At 46.5% G+C, this 23888-nt stretch carries 26 protein-coding genes and 3 pseudogenes; 2 read left to right on the forward strand and 27 right to left on the reverse strand.

Annotated features, from left to right (window positions below; all coding sequences use genetic code 11):
- Positions 1-11: 11 nt before the first annotated feature.
- From EYB58_RS14930 to EYB58_RS14985, 10 genes and pseudogenes are all read right to left on the reverse strand, one after another.
- Positions 12-314, reverse strand: a complete 303-nt coding sequence (locus EYB58_RS14930) for a hypothetical protein (RefSeq protein ID WP_131072080.1) — start codon at positions 312-314, stop codon at positions 12-14.
- Positions 311-727: a sugar 3,4-ketoisomerase gene (locus tag EYB58_RS14935; RefSeq protein ID WP_111957300.1), complete on the reverse strand. Its 417-nt coding sequence runs from the start codon at positions 725-727 to the stop codon at positions 311-313. The genes EYB58_RS14930 and EYB58_RS14935 overlap by 4 nt, the downstream gene beginning before the upstream one ends.
- The gene (locus EYB58_RS14940) at positions 724-1167 is read right to left on the reverse strand and encodes a sugar 3,4-ketoisomerase (protein ID WP_111957302.1); all 444 of its coding nucleotides are present in this window, start codon (positions 1165-1167) and stop codon (positions 724-726) included. The genes EYB58_RS14935 and EYB58_RS14940 overlap by 4 nt, the downstream gene beginning before the upstream one ends.
- On the reverse strand, positions 1151-2536 hold the full coding sequence (locus EYB58_RS23525) for an N-acetyltransferase (RefSeq protein WP_207309057.1): 1386 nt from the start codon (positions 2534-2536) through the stop codon (positions 1151-1153). The genes EYB58_RS14940 and EYB58_RS23525 overlap by 17 nt, the downstream gene beginning before the upstream one ends.
- Positions 2533-3438: a glucose-1-phosphate thymidylyltransferase RfbA gene (gene rfbA, locus EYB58_RS14960; RefSeq protein WP_111957304.1), complete on the reverse strand. Its 906-nt coding sequence runs from the start codon at positions 3436-3438 to the stop codon at positions 2533-2535. Before rfbA ends, EYB58_RS23525 begins: the two co-directional genes overlap by 4 nt.
- On the reverse strand, positions 3435-4523 hold the full coding sequence (rfbB, locus tag EYB58_RS14965; protein ID WP_242637377.1) for a dTDP-glucose 4,6-dehydratase: 1089 nt from the start codon (positions 4521-4523) through the stop codon (positions 3435-3437). Before rfbB ends, rfbA begins: the two co-directional genes overlap by 4 nt.
- A gap of 181 nt (positions 4524-4704) precedes the next feature.
- Positions 4705-4806: pseudogene (locus EYB58_RS24790) on the reverse strand (GDP-mannose 4,6-dehydratase); the annotation flags it as partial.
- Positions 4807-4891: 85 nt separating this feature from the next.
- A pseudogene (locus EYB58_RS14975) lies at positions 4892-5566 on the reverse strand (RNA-guided endonuclease InsQ/TnpB family protein); the annotation flags it as partial.
- Positions 5567-5802: 236 nt separating this feature from the next.
- Positions 5803-6135 carry an MBL fold metallo-hydrolase RNA specificity domain-containing protein gene (locus tag EYB58_RS14980; RefSeq protein ID WP_242637379.1) on the reverse strand — a complete coding sequence of 111 codons (333 nt, stop codon included), beginning with the start codon at positions 6133-6135 and terminating at the stop codon, positions 5803-5805.
- Positions 6136-6558: 423 nt separating this feature from the next.
- Positions 6559-8328, reverse strand: coding sequence for an IS1634 family transposase (locus tag EYB58_RS14985; protein WP_131072081.1), 1770 nt, complete (start codon positions 8326-8328; stop codon positions 6559-6561).
- 186 nt (positions 8329-8514) lie between these two features.
- Between EYB58_RS14985 and EYB58_RS24050 the strand changes: the two genes are divergently transcribed.
- The gene (locus EYB58_RS24050) at positions 8515-9597 is read left to right on the forward strand and encodes a hypothetical protein (RefSeq protein ID WP_242637380.1); all 1083 of its coding nucleotides are present in this window, start codon (positions 8515-8517) and stop codon (positions 9595-9597) included.
- Positions 9598-9620: 23 nt separating this feature from the next.
- Here EYB58_RS24050 and EYB58_RS24795 read toward each other — a convergent pair whose 3' ends face one another.
- From EYB58_RS24795 to EYB58_RS15025, 7 genes and pseudogenes are all read right to left on the reverse strand, one after another.
- On the reverse strand, positions 9621-9839 hold the full coding sequence (locus EYB58_RS24795) for a type II toxin-antitoxin system HicA family toxin (RefSeq protein WP_111960338.1): 219 nt from the start codon (positions 9837-9839) through the stop codon (positions 9621-9623).
- On the reverse strand, positions 9832-10059 hold the full coding sequence (locus EYB58_RS15000; RefSeq protein ID WP_111960336.1) for a type II toxin-antitoxin system HicB family antitoxin: 228 nt from the start codon (positions 10057-10059) through the stop codon (positions 9832-9834). Before EYB58_RS15000 ends, EYB58_RS24795 begins: the two co-directional genes overlap by 8 nt.
- Before the next feature lie 45 nt (positions 10060-10104).
- Positions 10105-10377, reverse strand: a complete 273-nt coding sequence (locus tag EYB58_RS15005; RefSeq protein ID WP_207309059.1) for a hypothetical protein — start codon at positions 10375-10377, stop codon at positions 10105-10107.
- A 47-nt stretch (positions 10378-10424) separates the two neighbouring features.
- Positions 10425-11555, reverse strand: a complete 1131-nt coding sequence (locus EYB58_RS15010; RefSeq protein ID WP_242637381.1) for an MBL fold metallo-hydrolase RNA specificity domain-containing protein — start codon at positions 11553-11555, stop codon at positions 10425-10427.
- 159 nt (positions 11556-11714) lie between these two features.
- Positions 11715-12349 (reverse strand): annotated as a pseudogene (locus EYB58_RS24585) (RRXRR domain-containing protein).
- A 339-nt stretch (positions 12350-12688) separates the two neighbouring features.
- The gene (locus tag EYB58_RS15020; protein ID WP_111960334.1) at positions 12689-13594 is read right to left on the reverse strand and encodes a tetratricopeptide repeat protein; all 906 of its coding nucleotides are present in this window, start codon (positions 13592-13594) and stop codon (positions 12689-12691) included.
- A 464-nt stretch (positions 13595-14058) separates the two neighbouring features.
- On the reverse strand, positions 14059-14490 hold the full coding sequence (locus EYB58_RS15025) for a glycoside hydrolase family protein (RefSeq protein WP_111960332.1): 432 nt from the start codon (positions 14488-14490) through the stop codon (positions 14059-14061).
- 30 nt (positions 14491-14520) lie between these two features.
- Between EYB58_RS15025 and EYB58_RS23250 the strand changes: the two genes are divergently transcribed.
- Entirely contained in the window at positions 14521-14694 is a 174-nt protein-coding gene (locus tag EYB58_RS23250; RefSeq protein ID WP_165477774.1) for a hypothetical protein, read from the forward strand.
- 21 nt (positions 14695-14715) lie between these two features.
- Here EYB58_RS23250 and EYB58_RS15030 read toward each other — a convergent pair whose 3' ends face one another.
- From EYB58_RS15030 to EYB58_RS15070, 10 genes are all read right to left on the reverse strand, one after another.
- Positions 14716-15033 carry a nucleotidyltransferase domain-containing protein gene (locus EYB58_RS15030; protein WP_111960340.1) on the reverse strand — a complete coding sequence of 106 codons (318 nt, stop codon included), beginning with the start codon at positions 15031-15033 and terminating at the stop codon, positions 14716-14718.
- Positions 15000-15398 (reverse strand): HEPN domain-containing protein, encoded by a 399-nt coding sequence (locus EYB58_RS15035; RefSeq protein WP_111960330.1) that lies wholly within the window; start codon positions 15396-15398, stop codon positions 15000-15002. Before EYB58_RS15035 ends, EYB58_RS15030 begins: the two co-directional genes overlap by 34 nt.
- Before the next feature lie 281 nt (positions 15399-15679).
- Entirely contained in the window at positions 15680-15913 is a 234-nt protein-coding gene (locus EYB58_RS15040) for a hypothetical protein (RefSeq protein ID WP_111960328.1), read from the reverse strand.
- A gap of 456 nt (positions 15914-16369) precedes the next feature.
- Positions 16370-16582: a hypothetical protein gene (locus EYB58_RS15045; RefSeq protein WP_111960326.1), complete on the reverse strand. Its 213-nt coding sequence runs from the start codon at positions 16580-16582 to the stop codon at positions 16370-16372.
- A 27-nt stretch (positions 16583-16609) separates the two neighbouring features.
- A complete protein-coding gene (locus EYB58_RS24065; RefSeq protein ID WP_242637384.1) occupies positions 16610-16915 on the reverse strand; it encodes an RpnC/YadD family protein in 306 nt (101 codons plus the stop codon).
- A gap of 25 nt (positions 16916-16940) precedes the next feature.
- Positions 16941-17426: an Rpn family recombination-promoting nuclease/putative transposase gene (locus tag EYB58_RS24070; protein ID WP_242637385.1), complete on the reverse strand. Its 486-nt coding sequence runs from the start codon at positions 17424-17426 to the stop codon at positions 16941-16943.
- Between the two features lie 43 nt (positions 17427-17469).
- Positions 17470-18735, reverse strand: coding sequence for an MBL fold metallo-hydrolase (locus EYB58_RS15055; protein WP_111960324.1), 1266 nt, complete (start codon positions 18733-18735; stop codon positions 17470-17472).
- 858 nt (positions 18736-19593) lie between these two features.
- On the reverse strand, positions 19594-21156 hold the full coding sequence (locus EYB58_RS15060) for a tetratricopeptide repeat protein (RefSeq protein WP_111960322.1): 1563 nt from the start codon (positions 21154-21156) through the stop codon (positions 19594-19596).
- Positions 21143-22375, reverse strand: coding sequence for a DUF4388 domain-containing protein (locus EYB58_RS15065; RefSeq protein ID WP_207309060.1), 1233 nt, complete (start codon positions 22373-22375; stop codon positions 21143-21145). Before EYB58_RS15065 ends, EYB58_RS15060 begins: the two co-directional genes overlap by 14 nt.
- Positions 22359-23888, reverse strand: coding sequence for a GumC family protein (locus tag EYB58_RS15070; RefSeq protein WP_111960318.1), 1530 nt, complete (start codon positions 23886-23888; stop codon positions 22359-22361). Before EYB58_RS15070 ends, EYB58_RS15065 begins: the two co-directional genes overlap by 17 nt.

A 23888-nucleotide genomic window follows, 5' to 3' on the forward strand; every position in this document is an offset into this window, starting at 1 on the left:
TAAAACAGGCTTCATCTATATTTCTCCGCCAGATATTGGCCCCGGTCATCGGCATATTGATCACTCTGATAATAAGCCTCATCATATTTGGACAACCCCTCGGCAACCAAGTCGCGCCAGTTTTTCATTAGATAGTCGTCGGAAATAAGTTCACGGTTATCAGGTTCAGAGATTGATGAATGCGCATCTTTCTTGTTCTCATCCAACACTTTTGCTACAACCTCAATCTGCATGGACTCAAGATTCTCATATTCCTTTGGAATTTTGATCATACCGTTTTGCACTTCGGCTTCAAATTTTACGGCAATCATCATGCACCTCTTTTTAATCCTAAAAATTGATCATAATCTCGAATGTATTCATATTCATCGTAAAGCAGTGATGCCAAAACAAGGCAGTTGGCTCCAGAAGAAAAGTTGTGCAAATCTCGCCAGATCAATTTGGGTATATAAAGTCCTTTGTAGGCACGATCCAACCGAACGGTTTTCTTTTCTTTGCCATCATCAAGGGTAACATCAAAAGCACCCATGACTGAAACATACAGTTGCTGAAGATTTTTATGTGCATGCCCCCCTCGCTTCTTACCTCCAGGGATATCATACAAATAATATGTGCGAACAATGTCAAACGGAATATGATCTTGATTATATATGGGAGTCAAGGAACCCCGTCGATCATAAAAGCGAGGTAGTTCTATCAACTTGCAATCATAAATGGTTGTACTCATTTCCCCTCCCGCATCAACATCTTGTATGTATCGTAATCTCGAAGATAATCTTCCTTTTCATATGGGCAGGACGCCAGCACATAGGCCACGGCATTGGTGGAAAAATTCTGCATCCGCCGCCAGATCATGTTGGGAACGTATAGCCCGTGATAAGGTCGGTTTAGATGAACAATCTTCTGGGCACTGCCGTCATCCAGCATCACGTCAAAGCTACCGGACAAGGCAATGATCACTTCGCACTGTTCCCGGAAGGCATGGGCGCCGCGTTGCTCTCCCCCCGGTACATCATAGATCCAGTAAACCCGGGCTATTTTGAAAGGAATGTGCCGCTCCTGCTCGATGAATGTCAGGTTACCCCGGGGATCCAGGATTTTTGGGAACCTGATCAGGGAGGTGTCATAAACACTGGTGACATACTGCTGCTTATTTGTCTTGTTCATTATCAGTTACTCCGACATATCGGTGAATACTGGCCGGGTTGCCATAAATCACGGCATTGGGCGGCACGTCCTTTGTAACTACGGCCCCGGCCCCGACCATGGCATTCTCACCGATTGTGATCCCGGGAAGCAGGGTAGCGTTGGCACCGATACTGGCTTTCCGGCAAATATGAATTGTCATGAATTTTTCCGGAAACTGCCTGCTGCGGGGAAAATGATCATTGGTAAACGTAACTCCCGGGCCGATAAACACATCATCCTCGATCCTAACCCCATCCCATATGTGGACACCAGATTTGATGGTGACCCGATCGCCGATAACTACATCATTTTCAACAAAGGTCTGGTCACAAATGTTGCAGTCTTTTCCGATTCTGGCACCCGGCAAAATATGGGAATAAGCCCAGATACGCGTACCGGAGCCAATGTCCTGAGATTCCAGAAGGGCAAAATCATGAAGCATTACCCCCCCCCCCCCCGAATTATCAATACTGTTCTGCTGATCATTTTGAACCCACTGATTGGTAATTTCATCCGGATAACCCCGATGGAAATGGCCGGTCCAAGGATACGCCGGTTTGCCGGAGCCGTCCCGGAGTTTCATGTCTGACGCCGGACCAAAAATTCTTGCTGGTACGCCACCTACAATCATGCCTTCGGGTACATTCCTGGTTACCAGTGAATGGGCGCCCACAAGTGAATGGGGTCCAACGATAACGCCGGGAAGGATAACAGACATGGTTGCAACAATGGCATAATCTTCAATAACCGATCCTATTAATGTTTCGCTGGGCGGAGTGGGATCATTGGTGAGCACCACATAGGGAAACAGCCACACAAAGCTGCCGATCCGAGATTTTTTCCCGATATGCACATTGGAATGGCAGCGCACATAATCACCTATGGTACAGTCCCCTTGGATGTCGCATAATGTACCGATCTGAAAATTTTCTCCGGCACAGGTATTTTCTCTTACCGTTACCCGGTGCCCAGTCACCAACCGGGCTCCGAATTTTGAACCAGTATAGAAAATTGAATGGGATCGGATCAAAGATTCGGCTCCGATCGTAAGCGAAGGGTTTTCCACAAGTTTAGTTGGATAGCCGATTTCACAATATGCGTCAATGTTTGTGTTGGGCCCGATTTTAACTCCATAATAAATGGTAGTATGTGAGCCTATTTTGGAATCGCTACCGATCACCACTTTTTCCCCCGCAGACCCGTCGGTTTCTTTCCCAATGACTGCGCCGGGAAAAACTTCAACCCCGTCCTGAATACACACTCCGTCATTGATTATCACATAAGGGTGAATAGTGACATTTTTTCCAATAGTGGCACGATCGCTGATAACGGATAATTTGCTAATCATAATGGATTAAACCTTTTTAAAATTGTATCCACGGATGAACTTTTCCCCAATTGCATCAGATATTTCCCATATCCGTTTTTCAAAAGCGGGGCTGCAAGTTCTTCTAAGTCAGACATGGTGATATATCCCTTGCGCAGTGCCACTTCCTCCACACACCCCACTTTGAGTCCTTGGCGTTTTTCGATAGTTTCGATAAAAGCTCCGGCTTCCAGGAGGGATTCATGAGTGCCGGTATCCAACCAGGCAAATCCGCGGCCCAATAGCTGAACTTTGAGCGTGCCCCTGGCCAGATACACATTGTTAATGTCCGTGATTTCAAGCTCGCCTCTGGGAGATGGTTTCACGGAATGGGCAATCTCTACCACATCATTGTCATAAAAATAAAGCCCTGGCACGGCAAAATTAGATTTGGGATGAGCAGGCTTTTCCTCGATGCTCAGCACCCGGCCGGTTTCATCAAAATCCACCACCCCATACTGCGATGGATCATTGACCCAATAGCCGAACACAATACCGCCCTCGGTGAGTTGTGTACATTTTTGAAGCATGGGCTGAAATCCCTGTCCGTAGAACAGGTTGTCCCCGAGGATGAGGCACACGGAATCAGACCCGATAAAAGATTCCCCCAGAATGAATGCCTGGGCAAGCCCTTCGGGTTTAGGCTGTTCAACATAAGAGATGGAAATGCCCCATTGGGACCCATCCTTGAGCAGTTTTTGAAAGCGTGGCAGGTCCTCAGGATCAGAGATCAGCAGAATATCCCTGATACCTGCCAGCATCAGGACCGACAGGGGATAGTAGATCATTGGTTTGTCATACACCGGCAGGAGCTGTTTGGAGCCTGCTATGGTGAGGGGGTATAGGCGCGTGCCGGAACCGCCTGCGAGGATGATGGCTTTCATATTCGGGGTCCGGGGTCTTTTGTTAGGTACCAGTTGAGGGTTTTTTGGAGGCCCTGGTTAAATGTGTGTTCGGGGGTAAAGGCCAGTTGGGTTTGGATTTTGGTGGCATTAATGGCGTAGCGGCGGTCGTGGCCTTTGCGGTCCGTGACATGGGTGATCAGGGTGCTGGGGTGGATGCTGCGGGTGCAGGGGCAGTCCGGGTATTGGGCGGCCAGGCCGGGGTCGGCTGTGAAAGCGTTGTTCATCAGGTCACAGACCATGTGGATAATGTCCAGGTTGGTTTGTTCGTTGTTGCCGCCGATGTTGTATACTTGACCGGACCTGCCTTTTTTCAGGATCAGGTCCACGCCCTGGTTGTGATCGTCCACGTATAGCCAGTCCCGGATCTGCTGTCCGTCTCCGTAAACCGGGATGGGTTTGCCGGCAAGGATGTTTGTGATCATAAGCGGGATCAGTTTTTCCGGGAACTGAAACGGGCCAAAGTTGTTGGAGCAGTTGCTGATGGTGGTTTCCAGGCCGAAAGTTTTGTGGTACGCCCGGACCAGGTGGTCGGAGGCGGCTTTGCTGGCGGCATAGGGGGAGTTGGGCGCATAGGGCGTATTTTCCGAAAACGGCGGGTCGTCGGGTTTCAGGCTGCCATACACTTCGTCTGTGGAAATGTGGTGGAACCGGTGCCGAGGCTGGGGATATTTGTTCAGCCAGATATTTTTGACCGCCTTGAGCAGGGTGTGGGTGCCCACGATATTGGTTTCAATGAAGGCATCCGGGCCCTGGATGGAGCGGTCCACGTGGGATTCAGCGGCAAAATGGACAATGGTGTCGATGTTGCGGGTGGAAAGCAGGGTTTCCACCAGGGACTGGTCCAGGATGTTGCCGTGGACAAATTCAAAGTTGGGGCTGGCTTCGGCCTGCCGCAAATTGTCTCGGTTGCCGGCATAAGTGAGCGCATCCAGGGCAATGATGGGGTCGGCTGGATGGTTTTTGAGCCAGTAGTAGACGAAGTTGGTGCCGATGAAGCCGGCGGCGCCGGTAATGAGTAGGTTCATGGGTGTTGGGTGTTGGGTATTTGGTTTTGGGTTATGCATGCTGGGTTGTCTGCTTTTTGGACTGGGGTCTGGCTGGCAGCGTTAACCAATAACACAAGTCTGACCTTTTGGACTTTGATGCCGGTGTGGGGGATTATGTGATCTATCAGCCGAACTGTCTGGAGACTACTGTTTGAATATCACTGATCAAAGAACGGTAGAACGTTTAGTTTTTTGTGAATTCAAAGGACACCGCCACATGGCTCTGGGCCGCCAGATTGTACACCTCATCGGGCTGCACCTGCTGCAAAATGCGAATGAGGTTGGTGGAATCGCTGATATCCTCCCAAGGCTAAAGCTCTTGGGGTTCCAACATGGAACTAAAAAGGTTGTGGTTTAATTATGCCGAAGCAAAATCATTTACCACATCAGGCCGGGCTTTCTAACCCAGTCCGGTTTAACCGGGGCATGTCAGGTGCCCCTTGCCGAGAGGCATTTAGCCCAACGGCAGCGATGTTGGCGGCAGCATTTACGTCAGCATTGACTTGAAAATTGCATGCTACACATCGGAAATTAGCTTGATTAGGACGATTGGAACGAGAAATATGACCGCATTTACTGCACATACGGCTGGTATTCCGAGGATCGACAAAAATGACCTCAACGCCAATGCGTTCAGCTTTATATTTTACAAAATCAACAAGTTGCCTGAAAGCCCAGGACGCCATCATCCGATTGAATCGTTTGGAGCCTCTGGCACGTTCACGGATGCCTTCGAGTTCTTCAAAACAAATAACCGGATTGGTATATTGAGATGCAATATCAACAATCTCTTTGCTTATTTTATGGTTCTGACCGGTCATCCACCGTCTTTCACGGCCTCTCGATTTTTTGACCTTATCAAGCCTGTTGTGTCTCTGGTAGCGTTTACGAATATCGGCAAAGTGTTCCCGCTTATGTCGATTCCCCTTACCATTGAAGATACGAACGGTGCCGAGAGCGAAAACCGTGGCAATACGGACAATTCCAAGATCAACACCAATAAAAGTTTTATCATCGGAACGTCCGGCAGGTGTCGTTTTGATTGGAAGCATTGCATACCATTTGCTCTTCTTTTAAAACAATTTTGCGTCACCCTTGATCGCCTTCATTCTATCCCGGAGTTTTTCAGGAACAGAAAGAGGCAACCAAGTATAATTGCCGCGCTTACCGGTAGAACAACGCAAAATCACTTCATGGGGGTCTGACCCAGACAAGCCTTTGTTATTAGAGATAAAATGCTTTAAAAAACCTCGATTTTATCTCTTAAAACCCACTTTTGGGGGTCAAAAACAGCATTTTAAGGATCACTTGGGCAGAGAACATGATCCAGAGCTTTGGCCAGGGCTTTGCGGGCACGGGGTTCACCGTGGACCAGGGTAATTTTTCTGGGTGGTTCGGGCATGGAGTTCACCCAGTTGACCAGCATATTTTGATCGGCATGGGCAGAGTACCCGGATAGTGTATGGATGGCTGCCTTCACCGGCACCTTTTTTTCCATCATGGCACGGCCCGGGGTGCCCTTGGCCTGGTATCCCACAAAAAAGAGGTCATTTTTCGGGTCCTGCAGCCCCTGCTCCAGGTGATCGACGATGCGGCCGCCGGTGCACATGCCGGACATTGGGAAAGCCATCTTTTCTGATTATAACGGATTTGGGGGACTGAGTCGGGGAGCGATGAAATAGGCTGAAAAAATTCATTTCCTGAGTTATGGTTGAAGTGCGAACAGCAACTATAACTCGATGATCAAGTTTTTGCTAATTTGCCCAACTTCAGCGTTGGAAAAAGTTTTTAATCCTCAAAATATGTTGTATATTCATTCGGTTAAAAATTGTTTCAGTCTTGAATTTGAACAAATCCCCTAAAAACTTGATGATCGAGTATAACAACTAAGGAAAATTATGAGTCCTGCCTCTAACATCGCTCCCCGACTGAATCGAACTATTTGTATGCACGTTTGTCAAGCACAATATTACAGCATCATTCAACATGCCATCCAATTTCGGATAATATTAGACATGGTACTCCCCATTCGCTCATTTGATATAAAGTATTTCTAAATTTCAAGTTGCGTATAAATAGAAGAGTCTAATCCCAATTTTTGGATAATTTGTTTTTGCAGATTTGATAATGGTTTCAATGAACGCATAATAACATTCCCTGCCATGTCGCATATAATAGTAAGGTTAACTTTCGAGAAAGCCTTTAAAATTTTTTCCGCAGAAGGTTTGGCTGTAGTCTTTTTATGGTTTTCAGGATGCATATCAGGTAATTCAGTCTTTTCTTCTTTCAATGAGCGTCGAACAACAAATTCTATAAGAGTCAATACCCTTACACACAGGGTGAGTAGATATGTCATACCTTCAATCTGATCATCTTTTTTAACAAACAACGGCGCTATGTTAAGACGACTTTTTAGCCTGCCGAAAATACGTTCAACTCGATATTCATTTCTATATGACAAAATAGCATCATGCAGGGAAAGCTTATCAAAATCCACCTCTGTGACGAATGCTTTCCAGCCAAACCGGGTTTTTTCATCGGCGATTTTTTTCTGATTTCTTTCAACAGAAGTAATCTGATAACGAACTTTCTCTACAACGATGGTTTCCCGGTTAACGCCACCCCTGCCTTTACCGACGTACTTCATTTTTTGTTCTACCTGTTTTTCAAACTGGGCTTCCAGCAGATCCTCAACGTTATGGGCTTTGATTATTTTGGCAATCGCCGCCACAAGTTCAGCCTCATCGCTTATTTGACGTCTGCCTCGCCCTGGTAAAGGAGTTAATTTTTCAAGTTTTTCTTTAGCTTTTGTCAACCGAATATTGAGACCGGCTGACTGTTGCCTGGCATGAGCAGGGGAATGAACGACGAACACACGCTCCGGCCAGGTTATTTCTTCAGCCTTTTTTTGAAAAGTCTGAATGCGGCTGAACTCATATCCTTTGGCTGCCAGAACTACTATTCCTTTATAGTTCTCTCTGAACACAGGAATCAAGATTTTTTCCTGATCTTTGGAAATACCTTCATTGATCCATGTTTTCATTTCATCAGCAGTTTTACCGGTCAAGGGCAGCGGGCATAAATAATGATGCCCTGACGATAGCAAATGAGCCCGGGTCTCCAGTGCACTCATTTTACAATCACCTGAGAATAATAATCCATTTTTTTTAAGACTGTCACTGACGCGGCTTATCAGCGGAATATATAATCCATCGTCTGCCTTTTCACCAGAAACGACGTCAGAAGCCAACGGCATTCCCAAAGGGTCCAAGGCAGCACTCATCAATTTTATCTGAGGTAACTTCGTATTGTCTTTGCTATGACCAAACTGAACCAATCCATCTTCTGTGATTGCCTGGTCCGCACTCACAGTCGTTGCATCACATCTGATTGTTTCAGGCTTCAGATCATACACCTCTATTGACTGTTTGTTGAGATCATCTTCTATCTTTGACCAGTATTCACGATTGCTTAAATGTTTCAAAAGATGGGCTAAACGATCATCACTGAAATCCAGCGCCACTATTGGCCGGCCTGCTATGCACAGCAAGGTATTTTGCATTTCTTCCACATATTCACTCATTGATACTTTACGGTGGTCGCCTTCAGTCAGAATATAGGCCATCCATATGACTGTGGTCCATCCCCAGCTAAGGTCTCTTTGATTTCCATGTCTTGGAATATGTCTGTCTATGATTTCCGGAATACCCATTCTGAGCATTTGTGCTATGAGCAAAGGCACATCATCCACTCGTTCCGTAATAATCTGAAGTTTGTCTTTGTTGAAAATCTCTTCATCTTTTGATGTCGAATCCGTTGTCATTTTAGCACCTTTAAGTTAAAAGAAAGGAAACTACAGTCGAATTTTTTACAAAAGTATGATGAGTTTTAACTATTGCAAGCCCTCCATGCAAAATTAACTTTTTCAGATTTAAAATGAGCGAATGGGGAGATGGTAATCAAGGAGCATCCTAATATTTTTCCGCCTGAAATCGCCTGCGGATACACAATGAAGGAGATCAGAGTCTCAAAAAAACTGAAATTAAAAATCAGAAGAATAGTCATAGCTGGTGTCAGTTACACAATAAGGCCGTCTTTTGCCATGCCCTATATGACTGGTTTTGTGAAAGATGTTGAAAAACCGTTATTTTTGCGTAAGTTTGCTGTTCCATTTTGGGCTCTGAGCCACTGTTTCGGGAAAAATCCCATGTATTGGTATCGTCTTGAAGCAACTATTGGCCGGCACAGCCTCGTAGGAACCACTATCAAGTCCCCAGAGAAATTACCCCAGCACCTTTCTGCTGATGAAAAACATACCCGCCTTTTGGGAGAAAAGACCTATATTGCCACGACGGTCGGAAATAACTGTATTTTAGGAGCCAGTGTTTCGGAAACAGCATCCGGTAAAGATCTTCAAAAAGCATACGGTGTTTTTAAAGAGGAGGCTGAATGCATTAATCCGGAATATCAGCCGGATACTGTCAATACCGACGGATGGCGGTCAACGCAGAAGGCCTGGAAAAAGCTGTTTCCCAAGATAGCCGTGCTATCCTGCTTTTTGCACATTTTTATTGGCATACGTGATCGCTCACGCAAAAAATACAAGGAGCATTTTCTGGATGCGGCTACCAGATTATGGGATTGCTTCAGGGCAGAGTCCAAAAGATCATTCTCACAAAGAGTTCGGAGGCTTTCCGAATGGTGTCGAAATACGGAGAATGAAGTTCCAGACGTCATTTCAGTTAAAATCAAGAAGCTTAGGGATAATCTTCCACAGTTTTCCCAAGCCTATGATTTTCCTGGCGCACATAGAACGAGCAACATGGTTGACCGGCTGATGCAACGGATGGATCGTCATTTATTCAGTACCAAATATTTTCACGACACTATGAAATCTGCCAATCTCAGCATACGTGCCTGGGCGCTTATCCAAAATTTTGCCCCGCTCAATCCATGGACGGTAAAGCACAAAGGCCATGTGAGTTCTTTTGAAAGAATTAACGGATTTCAGTACCACGAAAACTGGCTTCAGAACCTTTTGATTTCGGGTTCATTGGGAGGCTTACGGACGGGTCCCCCAAATCCGTTATAATCAGCATCTTTTTTATAACGTTTCTACAGATTCTTTATGAAGTCAGTCACATTTAAGCCCGCCTGTGATATGATCGCTCTTAAAAGCCCTGGTGCTAATTCCTTATGATTCGGGATTGTTAGAGTCGGCCGATTCTGATGCCTGAGAATGATATGACTTCCTGTTTGACGAGCAATCTGATATCCTAATTTCTTAAACGCATTTACTGCTCTCTTCCCGGAGACATTCCCAAGCCTACCCAACGGCTATCTCTCCTATGAAGCTTTCTTCCGGCAAGTGATATGACCTGTCTTCTGCGGACTTTTCGCATTCAACCTCTATATAGGCATTGATGGCATCTTTTATGTTCTGTTTGGCGTCCTCCATGGTTCTACCCTGGCTGACACATCCCGGTAAATCCAGTGCATCCGCAACATATCCTCGATAATCCGAATCATAATAAAAATAAACTCGATATTTCATATTTTACCTCCTTGGGTGCCTATCGGGGTCATGAGTTTTTTGCTCTTATAGTCTTTTGATCGGGGTCGGGCCACACCAATAAACTCCGAACTGTCTGATTTTTTTTGCTGTTGTCATGGCGATCTCCCCACCTTTTTCTGAAATACGGGCAACAGAATCGACAAGTTTGTCCGTTTCTATTTCTGTTGCCTGTAAAATATAGTTTATCACAGCTTCAAGAAATTTCAATCCCTGCTCTTCCTGGAAATACGCACGCCCGATTTCAAGAAACTGCACCAAATGATGCTCCAGCTTTTGCTGATCAAATATATTTTTCATGATCAGTAATGCAGTCCGTAGCGATGTCAGTTCAAATACGCTCTTTTTTATGGTTTCATCTCCTGCCCCAGGCGGTGGGCCAGGACTTTTTGGGCATGGGGTTCTCCGTGGACCAGGGTTATTTTCCCCGGGGGCTTGGGCATGGATTTCACCCAGTTGACAAGGGTATTTTGATCGGCATGGGCAGAGTAACCGGACAGGGTATGGATGGCGGCCCTGACCGGTATCTTTTTTTTCAACATGCGGCGGCCAGGGGTGCCTTTTGCCTGGTATCTCACAAAAAAAAGATCATTTCTGGGATCTTCCAGCCCCTGTTCCAGGTGATCCACAATGCGGCCGCCAGTGCACATGCCCGATCCTGCAATGATGATGGCCGGTCCCTTTATCTCCATGAGCTGTTTATGGTCCCGGTATTTTTCCACGCTGTAAAGGTTTTTAAAATCCAGGGGATGGTCGCCTAATGCCTTAAGTTTCTTTGCCTCATCATCCCAGAAGTTCTCAAGATCGGCATAAATTCTGGTGATCTTAAGGCCCAGGGGAGAGTCAATGAACACCGGTACTTTGGTTTTGATGCGGTCCAGTTCATAAATCAGCTCCTGGGTGCGGCCTAACGAAAAGGCAGGGATGTAGACAATGCCCTTGTCTGCCAGGGCTTTTTCCAGAAGACGCTCCAGGGTGGCAATGCGCTCTTTTCGGCTGGTGTGATTTCTGTCTCCATAGGTGGATTCCAGTATCAGGTGATCACAGGATGGCGGAGGGTCCGGGTCCGGCAGGATGGGGGTGTCTGTGCAGCCCAAATCTCCGGAAAAGATGATGGTGTATGGATTTTGGGTACTGGGTGCCGGTTTCTGGGGAAAGCAGAGGCGGATAAAGCAGGAGCCCAGGATATGCCCGGCATTGTACAATTGGAAACTGATTTTCTTTTTCAGGGTGAATTCCTGGTTCAGCTCAAAGCCCCAGGCAAGGTCGTCGATGGTCTGTTCCAGCTTTTTTATCTGCCAATGTGTTCTGCCGGTGAAGGAAAGCGCATCGTGAAGCATGGGCAGCAGCAGTGCTTTTGTCGCATGGGTACAGAGGATCTCCCCTTTAAACCCGGCATCAATGAGATCCGGTACCCGGCCCATGTGATCAATGTGGGCGTGGGTCAGAAACAGATAGTCGATCTCTCTGGGCTGCACCGGGAACCGGTCAAAGGGCAGTTCCGGGTCATGGCCCTAGGCCATGCCGCAGTCCACCATTATATTAATCCCCGGAACCTGCACCAGATGGCAGGACCCAGTGACACAGTTTTTGGCTCCTATATGCGTTATTTTGATGGGGTCAGACATGTTGATAGCTCATAGCTGATAGAAAATGGAAATTCCTATATGTTGATATCGTTCACCTGAAATATCGGGGTTCTCTATTGCCTGAAAATCAAAATAAACGTCTTCCAGAATAATTGGGGAAATCGGCAATGGAATTTGTTTTACTACCCGGACAATTATGTCTTTCTTTGCCTTGATTGATGGCGGGATCCGGAAAACATTTTTTTTGATCTTCGCATATCTTTGATGAACATCGTTGGCTTTTTTCAGACAAGCCCGACAGATCACTTTAGATGCAGGAGCATTTTTACCACATACCTTGCATGTCGGTATGGACTGTTTTCTATTCAGAAACCTTGGTTTCCGATACCTTGTCTTTCGATGTCTTTTCGATCTTCGATATTGCCTTCGCGTATCCAGTTTTGATTTAATATCCGAACGTAAAGCCACCTCTTGTTGTTGTTGAAACAATGATTGACCATGTGGGATACCGCGGCAATACCGACATGGATTCCTCCGTCATCAATGCCGACCGTCACAGGCTGTATGTGTGCCGTGGTCTCATAAAGCAGTTGAACGGCAAACGGAGTTCTTTGGATTACTTTTGCCTTTCCTTGTTTGAGCAAAATTCTGGCATTTGCCGGATTTGTCGGCATCACAGCCATTTGCCTGATTGTGATTTGACATACACTTTGGAGTTAAAAGCGGTTAAGGATATCACTCTTTCAGTACTCTCCGTGTCTTCCGTGGTCATAGCTTCGCCCTGTCGGTTACATGCAGGTGGGCATGTGACCGATTGGGGACAAAAAAAGACATTACATCAATTTTTCAGAACCTAATTAATTTTACGGAGAAAATTATTTCTAAATATTTAATAATATTAGATATTTAGAAAAATTAAGTACAATAAGTACAATATTCTTGGGGGAATTTAAAACATATCATGGTTAATGTAAAGGGATTTTTTGATTTTAGCAGTCCATGTGGGGGGCAGGCTTTCCTTATTATATGCGAAGTCGAAAGTGAAGATCCTGGTAAGCTTTTTTATCCGGGGCAAGCTCCAGGGCCTTGGTGGCCAGAGACAAGGCGATGGCGCGCTCGGCGATTTGTTCATAAGCCAGAGCTGCCTGGTAGGCGAAGTCGGCCCGGTTGGGTTTTAAGGCAAAGGCGGCTTCCCAGTCTTTGGCGGCGGGTTGGAATTGCTTCCGGCGCCACCTTGTCCAGGCACGAAAATTGTAATATCCGTAGCTTTCATCGGCATAGGTTTCCATGGCCCGGGAGACGGCAAGTTCGGCGGCAGCGTATTTTTTCCGAGTGTTCAGGGCCCGGGCAAAGAGATAATGGGTTTTGTGGTTGTATGGGTCGAGGCGGGTGGCCTGTTGAGCCATCACCTCCATGGTGTCCCAGTCTCTTTCTTTTTGGGCGATTTTTGCCCTTAACATGCAGGCTGGGGCCGTGGGCGAGGCGTCAATGATCTGTCTGAGTTTTGCTTTGGCCGAAAAGACCTGGTCCATGTCCAGGCAGCATTGGGCCGTCACAAGATTCAGGGCAGGGATGGAGAGGTGGGACTGGGCCAGGTACTCGGAAAAGGACAAAAAGGGGATCGGTGCCCCCTGGGACTTGAACACCCTGTAAATCCGCCAGAGGCTCTTTTCCTTGGATTTTGATGTTTCCAGGATTTTGACAAATACGGGAAAACTTTCCTCATACCGGCTGTCCTGGACCAGCATGGATCCCAGGTGGAGAAAATCGTTTGCTCTGTTGGCGCCGGGATCATGGGCAAGGCAGGTTTTAAACCAGGAAATGGCTGCTGTGAGGTTCCCTTCGTCCCTGTAAATCCGGGAGAGTGCGGCCAAGGCCTCTCTGGGCCGGATATTTTCCTCAACTGCCTGCTCCAGGCCCTGGATCATGGAGGAAACCAGCGCCGGGGTATAAAAGGATTCTTTTTTTAAACTTCGGTAAACAGGGGGGTAAAATCGGGAATTCGGGGTCTGACCCAGTTAAGCATTTATTATTTAAGCTTAATTGCTTTAAAAAAGGTCGATTTAAGCTCTTAAAGCCCACTTTTGGGGGTCAAAAACAGCAGTTTAAGGTTCACCTAACAGAAAGCTGGGGTCAGGCTTGGCTTATTGGTGTTTTTGGGTGGTAACGTATAGGGGGGCGTTGACCCAAAGGGGTGTCAAGCTTGAGTTATTGACATTATCGTTGGGGTTTAAGGGTTTGCGTTGGCTGGTGGCGTTAACGCCAATAACATAACCTTAATACGGGGTCTGACCCCGCTAAATTACTGTTATTAAAAACGAATTGCTTTAAAACAACTCAATTTCATTATTTCATTTCTTAAAACCCACTTTTAGGGGTCGAAAACAACATTTTAAGCATCTGATTCGGTCATCATCTTCACAAGGGTTCTGGCTCTTTGGCCTACTTGGGTGTACCAACGGGAGTCTTTCATCTCTGCAGCGGCTTGAATAAAGTTCTGCTCATTCACGGCTTGGATCATTTTCTTGAAGTTTCGGAATCGGTTGGGACCAAGGTTGAAGCGCATGTCCACCAGGACCCGGCGGGCGGGTTCCGGCAGCAGATCAAAGGTCTGGAAGATGGTTTTCAGATCTTCAATACACTCCTGGATATCATTTTCTAACAACATCACCGCTTCTTTTTCCGTAATTCCTTTGTCCTCAAGATTCCTGCCGATGCCGATGGTCAGCTTACCAGCTGTGCAATGGTAGGGTTTAAATCTCAAACCTTCGTGCTTTGTCAACTGATCAGTGAGCTTCTCATAAAATTGTTTTTCGGTGTTCATGGCTTCCCTCCTGTGAGACACGCTTGGCTTATGGGCTTTATTGATGAATGTCAGGACAAAATCTCCGGGGTGTTTTCTTTGCGGTTGCTGCGCCAGGCCCACCATCCAACCACGGGAAGGGTGGCTCAGCCCAAGGTATCAATAACGGCCATGCCGTTCACCGCTTTGCCCACATCCTTAAAAATGGTGTCCCTGAAGAGCTAGCCCCGGCCTTTGCCGTATTTGTTAAAAGACTTCCTGGCCAGTTCGTTTGATTTCATCAATCAACATCCCACCGTCTGCATAATCCCCTGGAGTAAACGGTATGGGTTCAATCCGACTGTCTATTCCACGTCTCAACGGGACAATGCGCCTTCTATCAAGGTATCTGTCCCCTTTAAATACCGATGAAATAACGGCAATATCAATATCGCTGTCTTCCCTTGGTGTTCCTTTTATATAGGAGCCGAATAGCAGCACCTTTTCAACCGGAATATTATTTGCTTTTAATCGACCAACATATTGTTTGATCAAATTGACGACGGAAGCCTTTGAATCAACCATTTTTTAACCCTCTCAATTTCATAGAGTTTCTTTTTTGTAAAAGACATGGTGCATTTTTTATGAAACAAAAATTTTTGATCTGGATATCTTGCTTCAAGATTGAAATCAGATACTTCCTCAAGCAGTTCCAGCATTTCTTCATTGAGTTCCAGTCTTGCTTTTTCCGAAAGATACACAAGGTTGTGGGAGAATGGCGGAGTCTTATCATGCTTATTTGTAAAAATGGCCTTTAATATTTTTTCAACGGTTAAATGACCAAAGAACAAGGCATATGCGTAATCTTTTTTCTCAAACAAATGCCTGGCTACTCCCCAATCCTGGTCAGCGCTTGTGAGCCAATATTTTATTTTGTCTTCTTTTGCCATTAAAGGTCATTTTCACATTTTAGGATCATACATTTTGGGGTCAAAAACAGCCGTTTAAGGTCAGTAGAGCTGGGGTCAGGCTTGGCTTATTGGTGTTATTAGGGGGTAAAGTATGGATATTTTGTATTGTCTGAGCTGGAGCTTCCTGCTTTGTCGAAAAATTTACTCTTTACCATTGGAGTCAAGAAGGTGCAGGGGAATATCAATATCTTCATCAGCTTTTGGGTAAGGATACCTCCTGCTTTAGCGGGAGGAGGAATTGCTTGCTCTTCCTCTTTTAGTTAGTTGTAATTATATCCATCACGACCATGTATGATCTGACAGTGTTTATGACTAATGCCTTGTGTCGTTATCTTGTTGTTTGTTATATTAAAAAAGCCTGTCGCTCGAACAGCAACACGTCCTTTATAGTAACCTATTTTCTTACCTTTCGGTACAATTGCGGTAACAATATCACCTGTTCTAAATCCCTGCACACGACTCGCTTTTTTTTGCGCCAGTACGTTGGAATCCATACTTGTTCACTCGGCACATTTGACGACTGCCATGCCCTGTTGCGCTTATTGTTAAGAAATGAGTCTTAAATAACTTGCCCATTTTAAAACAGGTGACCATTGTAGGCTGTACGTTTGAGAATTCTAATTGGGCATCTTATTTCGTGCTCATTCCTAAGGGGGTTAATTTACGAGGGATAAATACTTTTTCACCCGATTCACCGACACAAGCTGCATCGGCACTGGTTCAGTTGAATAGGTAATCAGCTAAATCTGGACAGTCTTTAAAATCAAGGCTTTCAGAACAGCTTGAATCATCTTGATAAATCACATGCGTAGGAAATAGGCTTGTTTTTGCCCATTTTTACACACTAAATAAGAATATTTATCAATATTTTCAGAAGTATACATTACCTATTCAACTGAACCAGTGCCCAAATGTTTGTATCGATAAAATATGTCGCTTCCGGGTCTATTTTAAAAGCGCTCATAAATTTCTTTTCTCAACAGAGGCGAAAACTGTTTTGATTTAATAGGATTTAACAACAACTTATCAATAATATCCGTTTGCCTGGCTTTTTGCTCACTTAAAATAATAACCTTTACAGTCTCCCCGGTTCTTTGTCTGAATTTGTCAGGAATACGAATAAGCCCGTTTCTAATTTTAGCTTTAAACTCTATGGCTTCCATGGCACGCCTCCTCAAAGTAATATCGGGCTAATATCGGGGTCGGGCCACACCAACAAACTGATCTATCAATTCTTCGGACAATCCCTTTTTTCGGGCATTTCGTACCAGGGAAACCATCGTTTGTTGGCTGCCTTTCTGAAGCCCTTTCTGCCTGATTTTTTCTGCTGTTGTCATGGCGATCTCCCCACCTTTTTCTGAAATACGGGCAACAGAATCGACAAGTTTGTCCGTTTTTATTTCTGTTGCCTGTAAAATATAGTTTATCACAGCTTCAAGAAATTTCAATCCCTGCTCTTCCTGGAAATACGCACGCCCGATTTCAAGAAACTGCACCAAATGATGCTCCAGCTTTTGCTGATCAAATATATTTTTTATTGGAATACGCAGAAAGGTCAACAAAAACAAATTCAAAATCCGGAATATATGGTTTTACAGCCACAGGAAAATTTTCAAACCGGGATGACAAGGTACTCGGATTCCAGGATTTCCGGCCATGATAAAGCACAATGGGAACCACCGGTATTCGAGGTTGTTTCTGCTTGATGCTGTTTTCCCAGAGGTTTCCCATGTAGCGGAGAAGCTGGAACTGCAAATTGTTGTCAGGACTGCTTTTATGTTCAAAAAGCAGGGCTATCTTAATTTGAATGCCGGATATCCGACAGGTATAGACGGTGTCGGTAAAGTTTTCCGCCAGTTCGGTATCAACATGAGATCCCTTTTCAATGGTGAGCGTACTGAAATCCATCTCCACTGCCAATTCAGGGGGGAGTGTGTGCTTGACAAAGTCGGCAGCATGCTCACGGATTGAAAAAGTCTGTTTAAAAAACAAGTCGTGGTGGCCCATGTTTATCCTTTAAACTATTCTGATTATAACGGATTTCTAGTGGTCATTTTATCTCCTGCCCCAGGCGGTGGGCCAGGACTTTTTGGGCATGAGGTTCTCCGTGGACCAGGGTTATTTTCCCCGGGGACTTGGGCATGGATTTCACCCAGTTGACAAGGGTATTTTGATCGGCATGGGCAGAGTAACCGGACAGGGTATGGATGGCGGCCTTGACCGGTATCTTTTTTTCCAACATGCGGCGGCCAGGGGTGCCTTTTGCCTGGTATCCCACAAAAAAGAGGTCATTTCTGGGATCTTCCAGCCCCTGTTCCAGGTGATCCACAATGCGACCGCCAGTGCACATGCCCGATCCTGCAATGATAATGGCCGGTCCCTTTATCTCCATGAGCTGTTTATGCTCTCGGTATTTTTCCACGCTGTAAAGGTTTTTAAAATTCAGGGGATGGTCGCCTGATGCCTTAAGTTTCTTTGCTTCATCATCCCAGAAGTTTTCAAGCTCGGCATAAATTTTGGTGATTTTAAGGCCCAGGGGAGAATCTATGAACACGGGTACTTTGATTTTAATGCGGTCCAGTTCATAAATCAGCTCCTGGGTGCGGCCCAGGGAAAAGGCAGGGATGTAGACAATGCCCTTGTCTGCCAGGGCTTTTTTCAGAAGGTGCTCCAGGCTGGAGATGCGCTCTTTTCGGCTCGTGTGATTTCTGTCTCCATAGGTGGATTCCAGTATCAGGTGATCACACGATGGCGGAGGGTCCGGGTCCGGCAGGATGGGGGTGTCTGTGCAGCCCAGGTCGCCGGAAAAAATGATGGTGTATGGGTTTTGGGTACTGGGTGTCGGCTTCTGGGGAAAGCAGAGGCGGATAAAGCAGGAGCCCAGGACATGCCCGGCATTGTACAATTGGAAACTGATTTTCTTTTTCAGGGTGAATTCCTGGTTCAGCTCAAAGCCCCAGGCAAGGTCGTCGATGGTCTGTTCCAGCTTTTTTATCTGCCAATGCGTCCTGCCGGTGAAGGAAAGCGCATCGTGAAGCATGGGCAACAGCAGTGCTTTTGTGGCATGGGTACAGAGGATCTCCCCTTTAAACCCGGCATCAATGAGATCCGGTACCCGGCCCATGTGATCAATGTGGGCGTGGGTCAAAAACAGATAGTCGATCTCTTTGGGCTGCACCGGGAACCGGTCAAGGGGCAGTTCCGGGTCATGGCCCTGGGCCATGCCGCAGTCCACCATTATATTAAGCCCCGGAACCTGCACCAGATGGCAGGACCCGGTGACACAGTTTTTGGCTCCAAGATGCGTTATTTTCATGGGGTCTGACCTCGATAACACAAAGTAAACCACATTGCTTACACTCCCAAATGTTTCTTGATATGATTGACCAAAGCGTTATCTATCTCTCATACACTTTCATAAAAAAACCTTTCGGTTATACACACCCTCCGAAGAGGGGTAAGGTTCGCCTCGCCAATGTTCAGCAGGCTTCACAATGTGGTTGACCGCTTCTTCCTCACAGAGCTTTGGACTGGTGAATACATCCAAAGGTGTTCACATCCTGCCGAACGTAGTCTCAACAAATTGGACTCAGGATAGTCAACGTGGGTTTTTGCAAGGCCCTTCTGAATCTGTGATTCAGGAGGGGTGGTTGACTTATTTCAGAAAACGTCAAGATTCCAATGGGTAGTTTTTTCATATTGGAGTTAAAAGCGGTTAAGGATATCACTCTTTCAGTGCTCTCCGTGTCTTCCGTGGTCATAGCTTCGCCCTGTCGGTCACATGCAGGTGGCATGTGACCGACAGGGGACAAAAAAAGACATTACATCAATTTTTCAGAACCTAATTAATTTTACGGAGAAAATTAATTCTAAATATTTAATAATATTAACTATTTAGAAAAATTAAGTACAATAAGTACAATAAGTACAATAAGTACAATAAGTACAATATCTTAGGGGGGAATTTAAAACATATCATGGTTAATGTAAAGGGATTTTTTGATTTTAGCAGTCCATGTGGGGGGCAGGCTTTCCTTATTGTCGTTATTTAGGAATGAGTCCGAAATAACTTAACCTGGGAGCGCGGGCATCTCGCCCGCATTTTTACTGCGGGCGGGACGCCCGCGCTCCCGGATATAGCAAAATGGGCAAGTTATTTAAGACCCGTTCATTATTATATGCGAAGTCGAAAGTGAAGATCCTGGTAAGCTTTTTTATCCGGGACAAGTGCCAGGGCCTTGGTGGCCAGGGACAGGGCGATGGCGCGCTCGGCGATTTGTTCATAAGCTAAGGCTGCCCGGTAGGCCAAGTCGGCCCGTTTGGGTTTTAAGGCAAAGGCAGCTTCCCAGTCTTTGGCAGCGGGTTGGAATTGTTTTTGGCGCCACCTTATCCAGGCACGAAAATTGTAATATCCGTAGCTTTTACCGGCATAGGTTTTCATGGCCTGGGTGACGGCAAGTTCGGCGGCAGCGTATTTTTTCCGAGTATTCAGGGCCTGGGCAAAGAGATAATGGGTTTTGTGGTTGTATGGGTCGAGGCGGGTGGCCTGTTGAGCCATTACCTCCATGGTGTCCCAGTCTCTTTCATTTTGGGCTATTTTTGCCCTTAACATGCAAGCCGGAGCCGTGGGCGAGGTTTCAATGATCTGCCTGAGTTTTTCTTTGGCCGGAAAAACCTGGTCCATATCCAGGAAGCATTGGGACGTCACAAGGTCCAGGGCAGGGATGGAGAGGTGGGAGTGGGCCAGGTACTTGGAAAAGGACAAAAAGGGGATCTGTACCCCCTGGGACTTGAACACTCCGTAGATCCGCCAGAGGCTCTTTCCCTTGGATTTTGATGCTTCCAGAGTTTTGATAAATACGGGAAAACTCTCCTCATACCGGCTGTCCTGGACCAGCATGGATCCCAGGTAAAGAAAATCGTTTGCTCTGTTGGCGCCGGGATCATGGGCAAGGCAGGTTTTAAACCAGGAAATGGCTGCTGTGAGGTTTCCTTCGTCCCTGTAAAGTCGGGAGAGGGCTGCCAAGGCCATTCTGGGCCGAATATTTTCCTCAACTGCCTGCTCCAGGCCCTGGATCATGTAGGAAACCAGCACCGGGGTATAAAAGGATTCTTTTTTTAAACTTCGGTAAACAGGGGGGTAAATCCGGGTCATTTCAGCGATCAGTTCGGGGATCTGATTCAGCCTGCCTGTGTCATGGAGGTGTCTGGCCTGGGCCTGGCGCACGGCAATGCCGGCCGGCCTGAGGACCGCGGCAATCCGGTACAGGGGACAGGCGTTATATGGGTTGGCGGTTCCGGGAAATCGCCAGGGATGGAGGCGTTCCAGGGAATGTTCGGTGCGGGCAAGCCAGAACGCGGTGAGGTAATCCCCGGGTTCAATGGCTTTGGCCGCCTGAAACCTGGTGCGGGCCTCAATCATCCGGTCAAAGACCCCATGGGTCAGGCCGGTGGTTCGCCAGGTTTCCGTGGCCCAGTGGAACAGGGCCTGGCCGTGGGAGGTGTTTTGATGAAAACGGTCGGCTGCGGTAAATATGGTGTTGTTAAGGATGGCGGGCAGAGCCGTCTCCGCCTTTTCAAACCGTGATACGGCCAGGGCATAATCCCCGGTTCTCATTGCCTTGATTCCTTTTTGGGATAGGAATCTGGGATGGATTACAAGGAGACAGGAAACAAGAAGCAGCCCAAGAACAGCTAAGATCAGGCTTGACGGAATTCGGCGGTTATTTGTTTCCATAGTAGGATGAATAGTATCTTTCGTAATACTTGTAATATCCCTCTTTTTTCATGTCCACCTGGTTGAGTACAAAGCCGATGATGGGGTGGTTCACCGCCTTGAACAGGTCCACGGCATTCTGGATGATTTTGCGGTCCGTGTTTCCGGATTTTATAACCAGCAAGGTACCGTCCACCATGGGGCTAAACAACAGGGCATCGGTGGCCGCGGTCACAGGCGACGTATCAATAAGAATGAAGTCAAACCGGGACTTCAGTAACTCAATGAGAAATGCCATGTGCCTGGATCCCGCCACTTCGGCGGGATTCGTCGGTATTTTACCTGCAGCTATAAGAAAGAGGTTGTCCTCTTCCGTGGACAAAATGGCTTTATCGATGGCTGCGTTGCAGTATTTCAAGGAATTCTCACTGTCGTTGAAATTTTCAAACAGCTTTTCAATATCAATGGTCTGATTTTTGGCGGTCTTTCCTTTGTCCCGGGGGAGTGTTGAAAATTCAAAAGAACCGGTTTCCATGGCCGATACTACCTGGATGGCCTCAACAGTATGGATGGACAAGGCCCGGGTCAAATCTTTTTTGGAAACAAAATTCATGGTGGTTAAAACAGAACCCAGGTAGTGGCCTGATTCTTTCTGTTTGTTCAGGGCCAGGCGGGCCTGTTCTTCGGAAATCAGGTTTTCCCGGATCAGGGTGTTGATCAAGTGTTTGGATTTCGGCCGGTTTATCCAGGAAATATTGGTGATTTTTCCCTTTTCAAACATAATGGCGGCCTGGGTCTCATTGTTTGTCAGGTACAGGCGGGTCGATCGATTTTGAAGCCGGGTCAGTTGGATCAGATCATCAACGCCAAACTCGTCCAGACTGCCCTTGGTGAGATGGGCGCCAAATATTTCGGTGACAAGTTCGGTTACGCCGACTCCTGGATTTTTTGTCATAAGGGAGCTCAAATGCGGGCGCCGCAGGTCACAGTCTATGGCCAGTACCTTACGGTCGGTCTGGGCAATGCTATGGGCCAGGTTAAGGGTCGTGGTGGTTTTGCCTTCTTTTTCAACGGAACTGGTCACCACAATCGATTTGATCTCATTGTCCATGTCTGAAAAAAACAGGTTGGTGCGAAGCGTCCGGTAAGATTCGGCGAATCGGGAGTTTGGGGGTAAGTTGGCCAGCAGCTTTTCTTGGTTGGTTTGCCTGGTCCTCTTTTCTTTATTCCTGAAAATCAATTTGTCCTCCATATGCGACGGATTTATCTGCTTTCGGGATTACGGATAGTACGGGCTGGTCAAAATATTGATGAATATCTTCTTCCGTGCGCACGGTCTGATCCATGTACTCAAAGAAAAACGCAAGACCGCATCCAAAAAAGATCCCGAGTACCATGGCCAGGAGTATATTGCGCTTCTTGTTGGGAGATACGGGGCCGATGGGTATCTGGGCCGTTTCCACCAGCCGGATATTGGAGGTGTTGGCGGTTTGGAGAATATTGGATTCCTTGATTCGGGAGAGCATCAGATCATAAAGATTTTTTGAGGTATCTACATTGCGCTGGAGAATGGTGTATTTTAATTCTTTTGAAGAGGTATCCAGGGCCTCTTTCTCAAACTCAGTCAATGTTTTTTCCAGGGTTTTTTCCCTGGCATACAGCACCTTGCGTTCGGATTTGAGGTTTTCCTTTTCCTTGGCGATTTCCTGGGCCAGACTGTTCCTGGTTTTTATAAGTTCCGTCTGGGTCTGGACAATATTGGGATGCCTGCCCTTGTATATTTTGGACAGCCGGGACAGTTCGATCTCAAGATCCACGACCTTAGCATAGATGCTCTCTATGATGGGATTATTGATCAACGAGCGCACATTGGCCACACCTTTGAGAGAGCCCAGATTTTTATTCAGCTCATTGATCTTGGCATCAAGCCCCAGACGCTTGTTGCGTGTTTCCAGGTAGCGGTTGTTAAACTCCTGGATTTTCTGTTCCGTAAGCTTCTGTTTTCCCTCGATGGAGAAGAGCCGGCTTTCCTGCTTGTACTCAAAAAATTTCTGCTCGTCGTCCTCCAATTTTTTACGAATATCATAAAGTTCCTGGTTCAACCAGGCCAGGGTCTGCTTGGAAGCGTCCATTTTGTTGGTTAAATTGAACTCCATGAATTTGGTCGTCAGCGTGTTGGCAATTGCAGCGGCAAGTTTCGGATCCTTATCTTTGGCCGATATGGTGAGCAGCCGCGTGTCCCTTATCTGCTCCACCGTGATCTTATTTTGAACCTGTGCGATCAATGCCTGTATTTTCCGGTTCCGGATCTCTTCCAAAGAGAGCCGGCTATCATCTTTTTTGACAAGGAGCTGCTTTATGTTGCTCTTGAGATTGGACAGCCACTGGCGGAAAAAATTGACCTCCAGATCTTTGTTCTCAGCATCCAGGTTCAATGCTTCGATCACTTCCTTGATCACGGGGCTGGATTTGATGGTCTTGATGGAGGTGTTAAAGCTCATGGTCTGGGAATGATAGGATTCGTAGTCGGTGCGTTCTCCGGTAATGGGCGAACTGGACCCTTTATTGTCAAGGATCAGTCTTGCGGAAGATTCATATACCGGGTCCACGAAAAAGCTGTAAAATACAGCAGCCAGAACCGTGAGAATAAACACCAAGATAATCAAAGCTTTGCGCTTCATGAACACCATCAGGTACTCGGAAAGGTGAATTTCCTTTTCCTCAAAAAAAGATTCCGAAGGGGTGTCTTGCAT

This window comes from Desulfobacter hydrogenophilus, from assembly GCF_004319545.1.
Lineage (GTDB): Bacteria > Desulfobacterota > Desulfobacteria > Desulfobacterales > Desulfobacteraceae > Desulfobacter > Desulfobacter hydrogenophilus.

Coding starts and splice junctions, on each gene's coding strand:
- EYB58_RS14930 (WP_131072080.1), bottom strand. CDS start 314: ATGATGATTGCCGTAAAATTTGAAGCCGAAGTGCAAAACGGTATGATC.
- EYB58_RS14935 (WP_111957300.1), bottom strand. CDS start 727: ATGAGTACAACCATTTATGATTGCAAGTTGATAGAACTACCTCGCTTT.
- EYB58_RS14940 (WP_111957302.1), bottom strand. CDS start 1,167: ATGAACAAGACAAATAAGCAGCAGTATGTCACCAGTGTTTATGACACC.
- EYB58_RS23525 (WP_207309057.1), bottom strand. CDS start 2,536: ATGATTAGCAAATTATCCGTTATCAGCGATCGTGCCACTATTGGAAAA.
- rfbA (WP_111957304.1), bottom strand. CDS start 3,438: ATGAAAGCCATCATCCTCGCAGGCGGTTCCGGCACGCGCCTATACCCC.
- rfbB (WP_242637377.1), bottom strand. CDS start 4,523: ATGCATAACCCAAAACCAAATACCCAACACCCAACACCCATGAACCTA.
- EYB58_RS14980 (WP_242637379.1), bottom strand. CDS start 6,135: ATGGCTTTCCCAATGTCCGGCATGTGCACCGGCGGCCGCATCGTCGAT.
- EYB58_RS14985 (WP_131072081.1), bottom strand. CDS start 8,328: ATGACAACGGATTCGACATCAAAAGATGAAGAGATTTTCAACAAAGAC.
- EYB58_RS24050 (WP_242637380.1), top strand. CDS start 8,515: ATGAAGGAGATCAGAGTCTCAAAAAAACTGAAATTAAAAATCAGAAGA.
- EYB58_RS15000 (WP_111960336.1), bottom strand. CDS start 10,059: ATGAAATATCGAGTTTATTTTTATTATGATTCGGATTATCGAGGATAT.
- EYB58_RS15005 (WP_207309059.1), bottom strand. CDS start 10,377: ATGAAAAATATATTTGATCAGCAAAAGCTGGAGCATCATTTGGTGCAG.
- EYB58_RS15020 (WP_111960334.1), bottom strand. CDS start 13,594: ATGATCCAGGGCCTGGAGCAGGCAGTTGAGGAAAATATCCGGCCCAGA.
- EYB58_RS15025 (WP_111960332.1), bottom strand. CDS start 14,490: ATGAACACCGAAAAACAATTTTATGAGAAGCTCACTGATCAGTTGACA.
- EYB58_RS23250 (WP_165477774.1), top strand. CDS start 14,521: ATGGGCTTTATTGATGAATGTCAGGACAAAATCTCCGGGGTGTTTTCT.
- EYB58_RS15030 (WP_111960340.1), bottom strand. CDS start 15,033: ATGGTTGATTCAAAGGCTTCCGTCGTCAATTTGATCAAACAATATGTT.
- EYB58_RS15035 (WP_111960330.1), bottom strand. CDS start 15,398: ATGGCAAAAGAAGACAAAATAAAATATTGGCTCACAAGCGCTGACCAG.
- EYB58_RS15040 (WP_111960328.1), bottom strand. CDS start 15,913: ATGGATTCCAACGTACTGGCGCAAAAAAAAGCGAGTCGTGTGCAGGGA.
- EYB58_RS15045 (WP_111960326.1), bottom strand. CDS start 16,582: ATGGAAGCCATAGAGTTTAAAGCTAAAATTAGAAACGGGCTTATTCGT.
- EYB58_RS24070 (WP_242637385.1), bottom strand. CDS start 17,426: ATGGGCCACCACGACTTGTTTTTTAAACAGACTTTTTCAATCCGTGAG.
- EYB58_RS15055 (WP_111960324.1), bottom strand. CDS start 18,735: ATGAAAATAACGCATCTTGGAGCCAAAAACTGTGTCACCGGGTCCTGC.
- EYB58_RS15060 (WP_111960322.1), bottom strand. CDS start 21,156: ATGGAAACAAATAACCGCCGAATTCCGTCAAGCCTGATCTTAGCTGTT.
- EYB58_RS15070 (WP_111960318.1), bottom strand. CDS start 23,888: ATGCAAGACACCCCTTCGGAATCTTTTTTTGAGGAAAAGGAAATTCAC.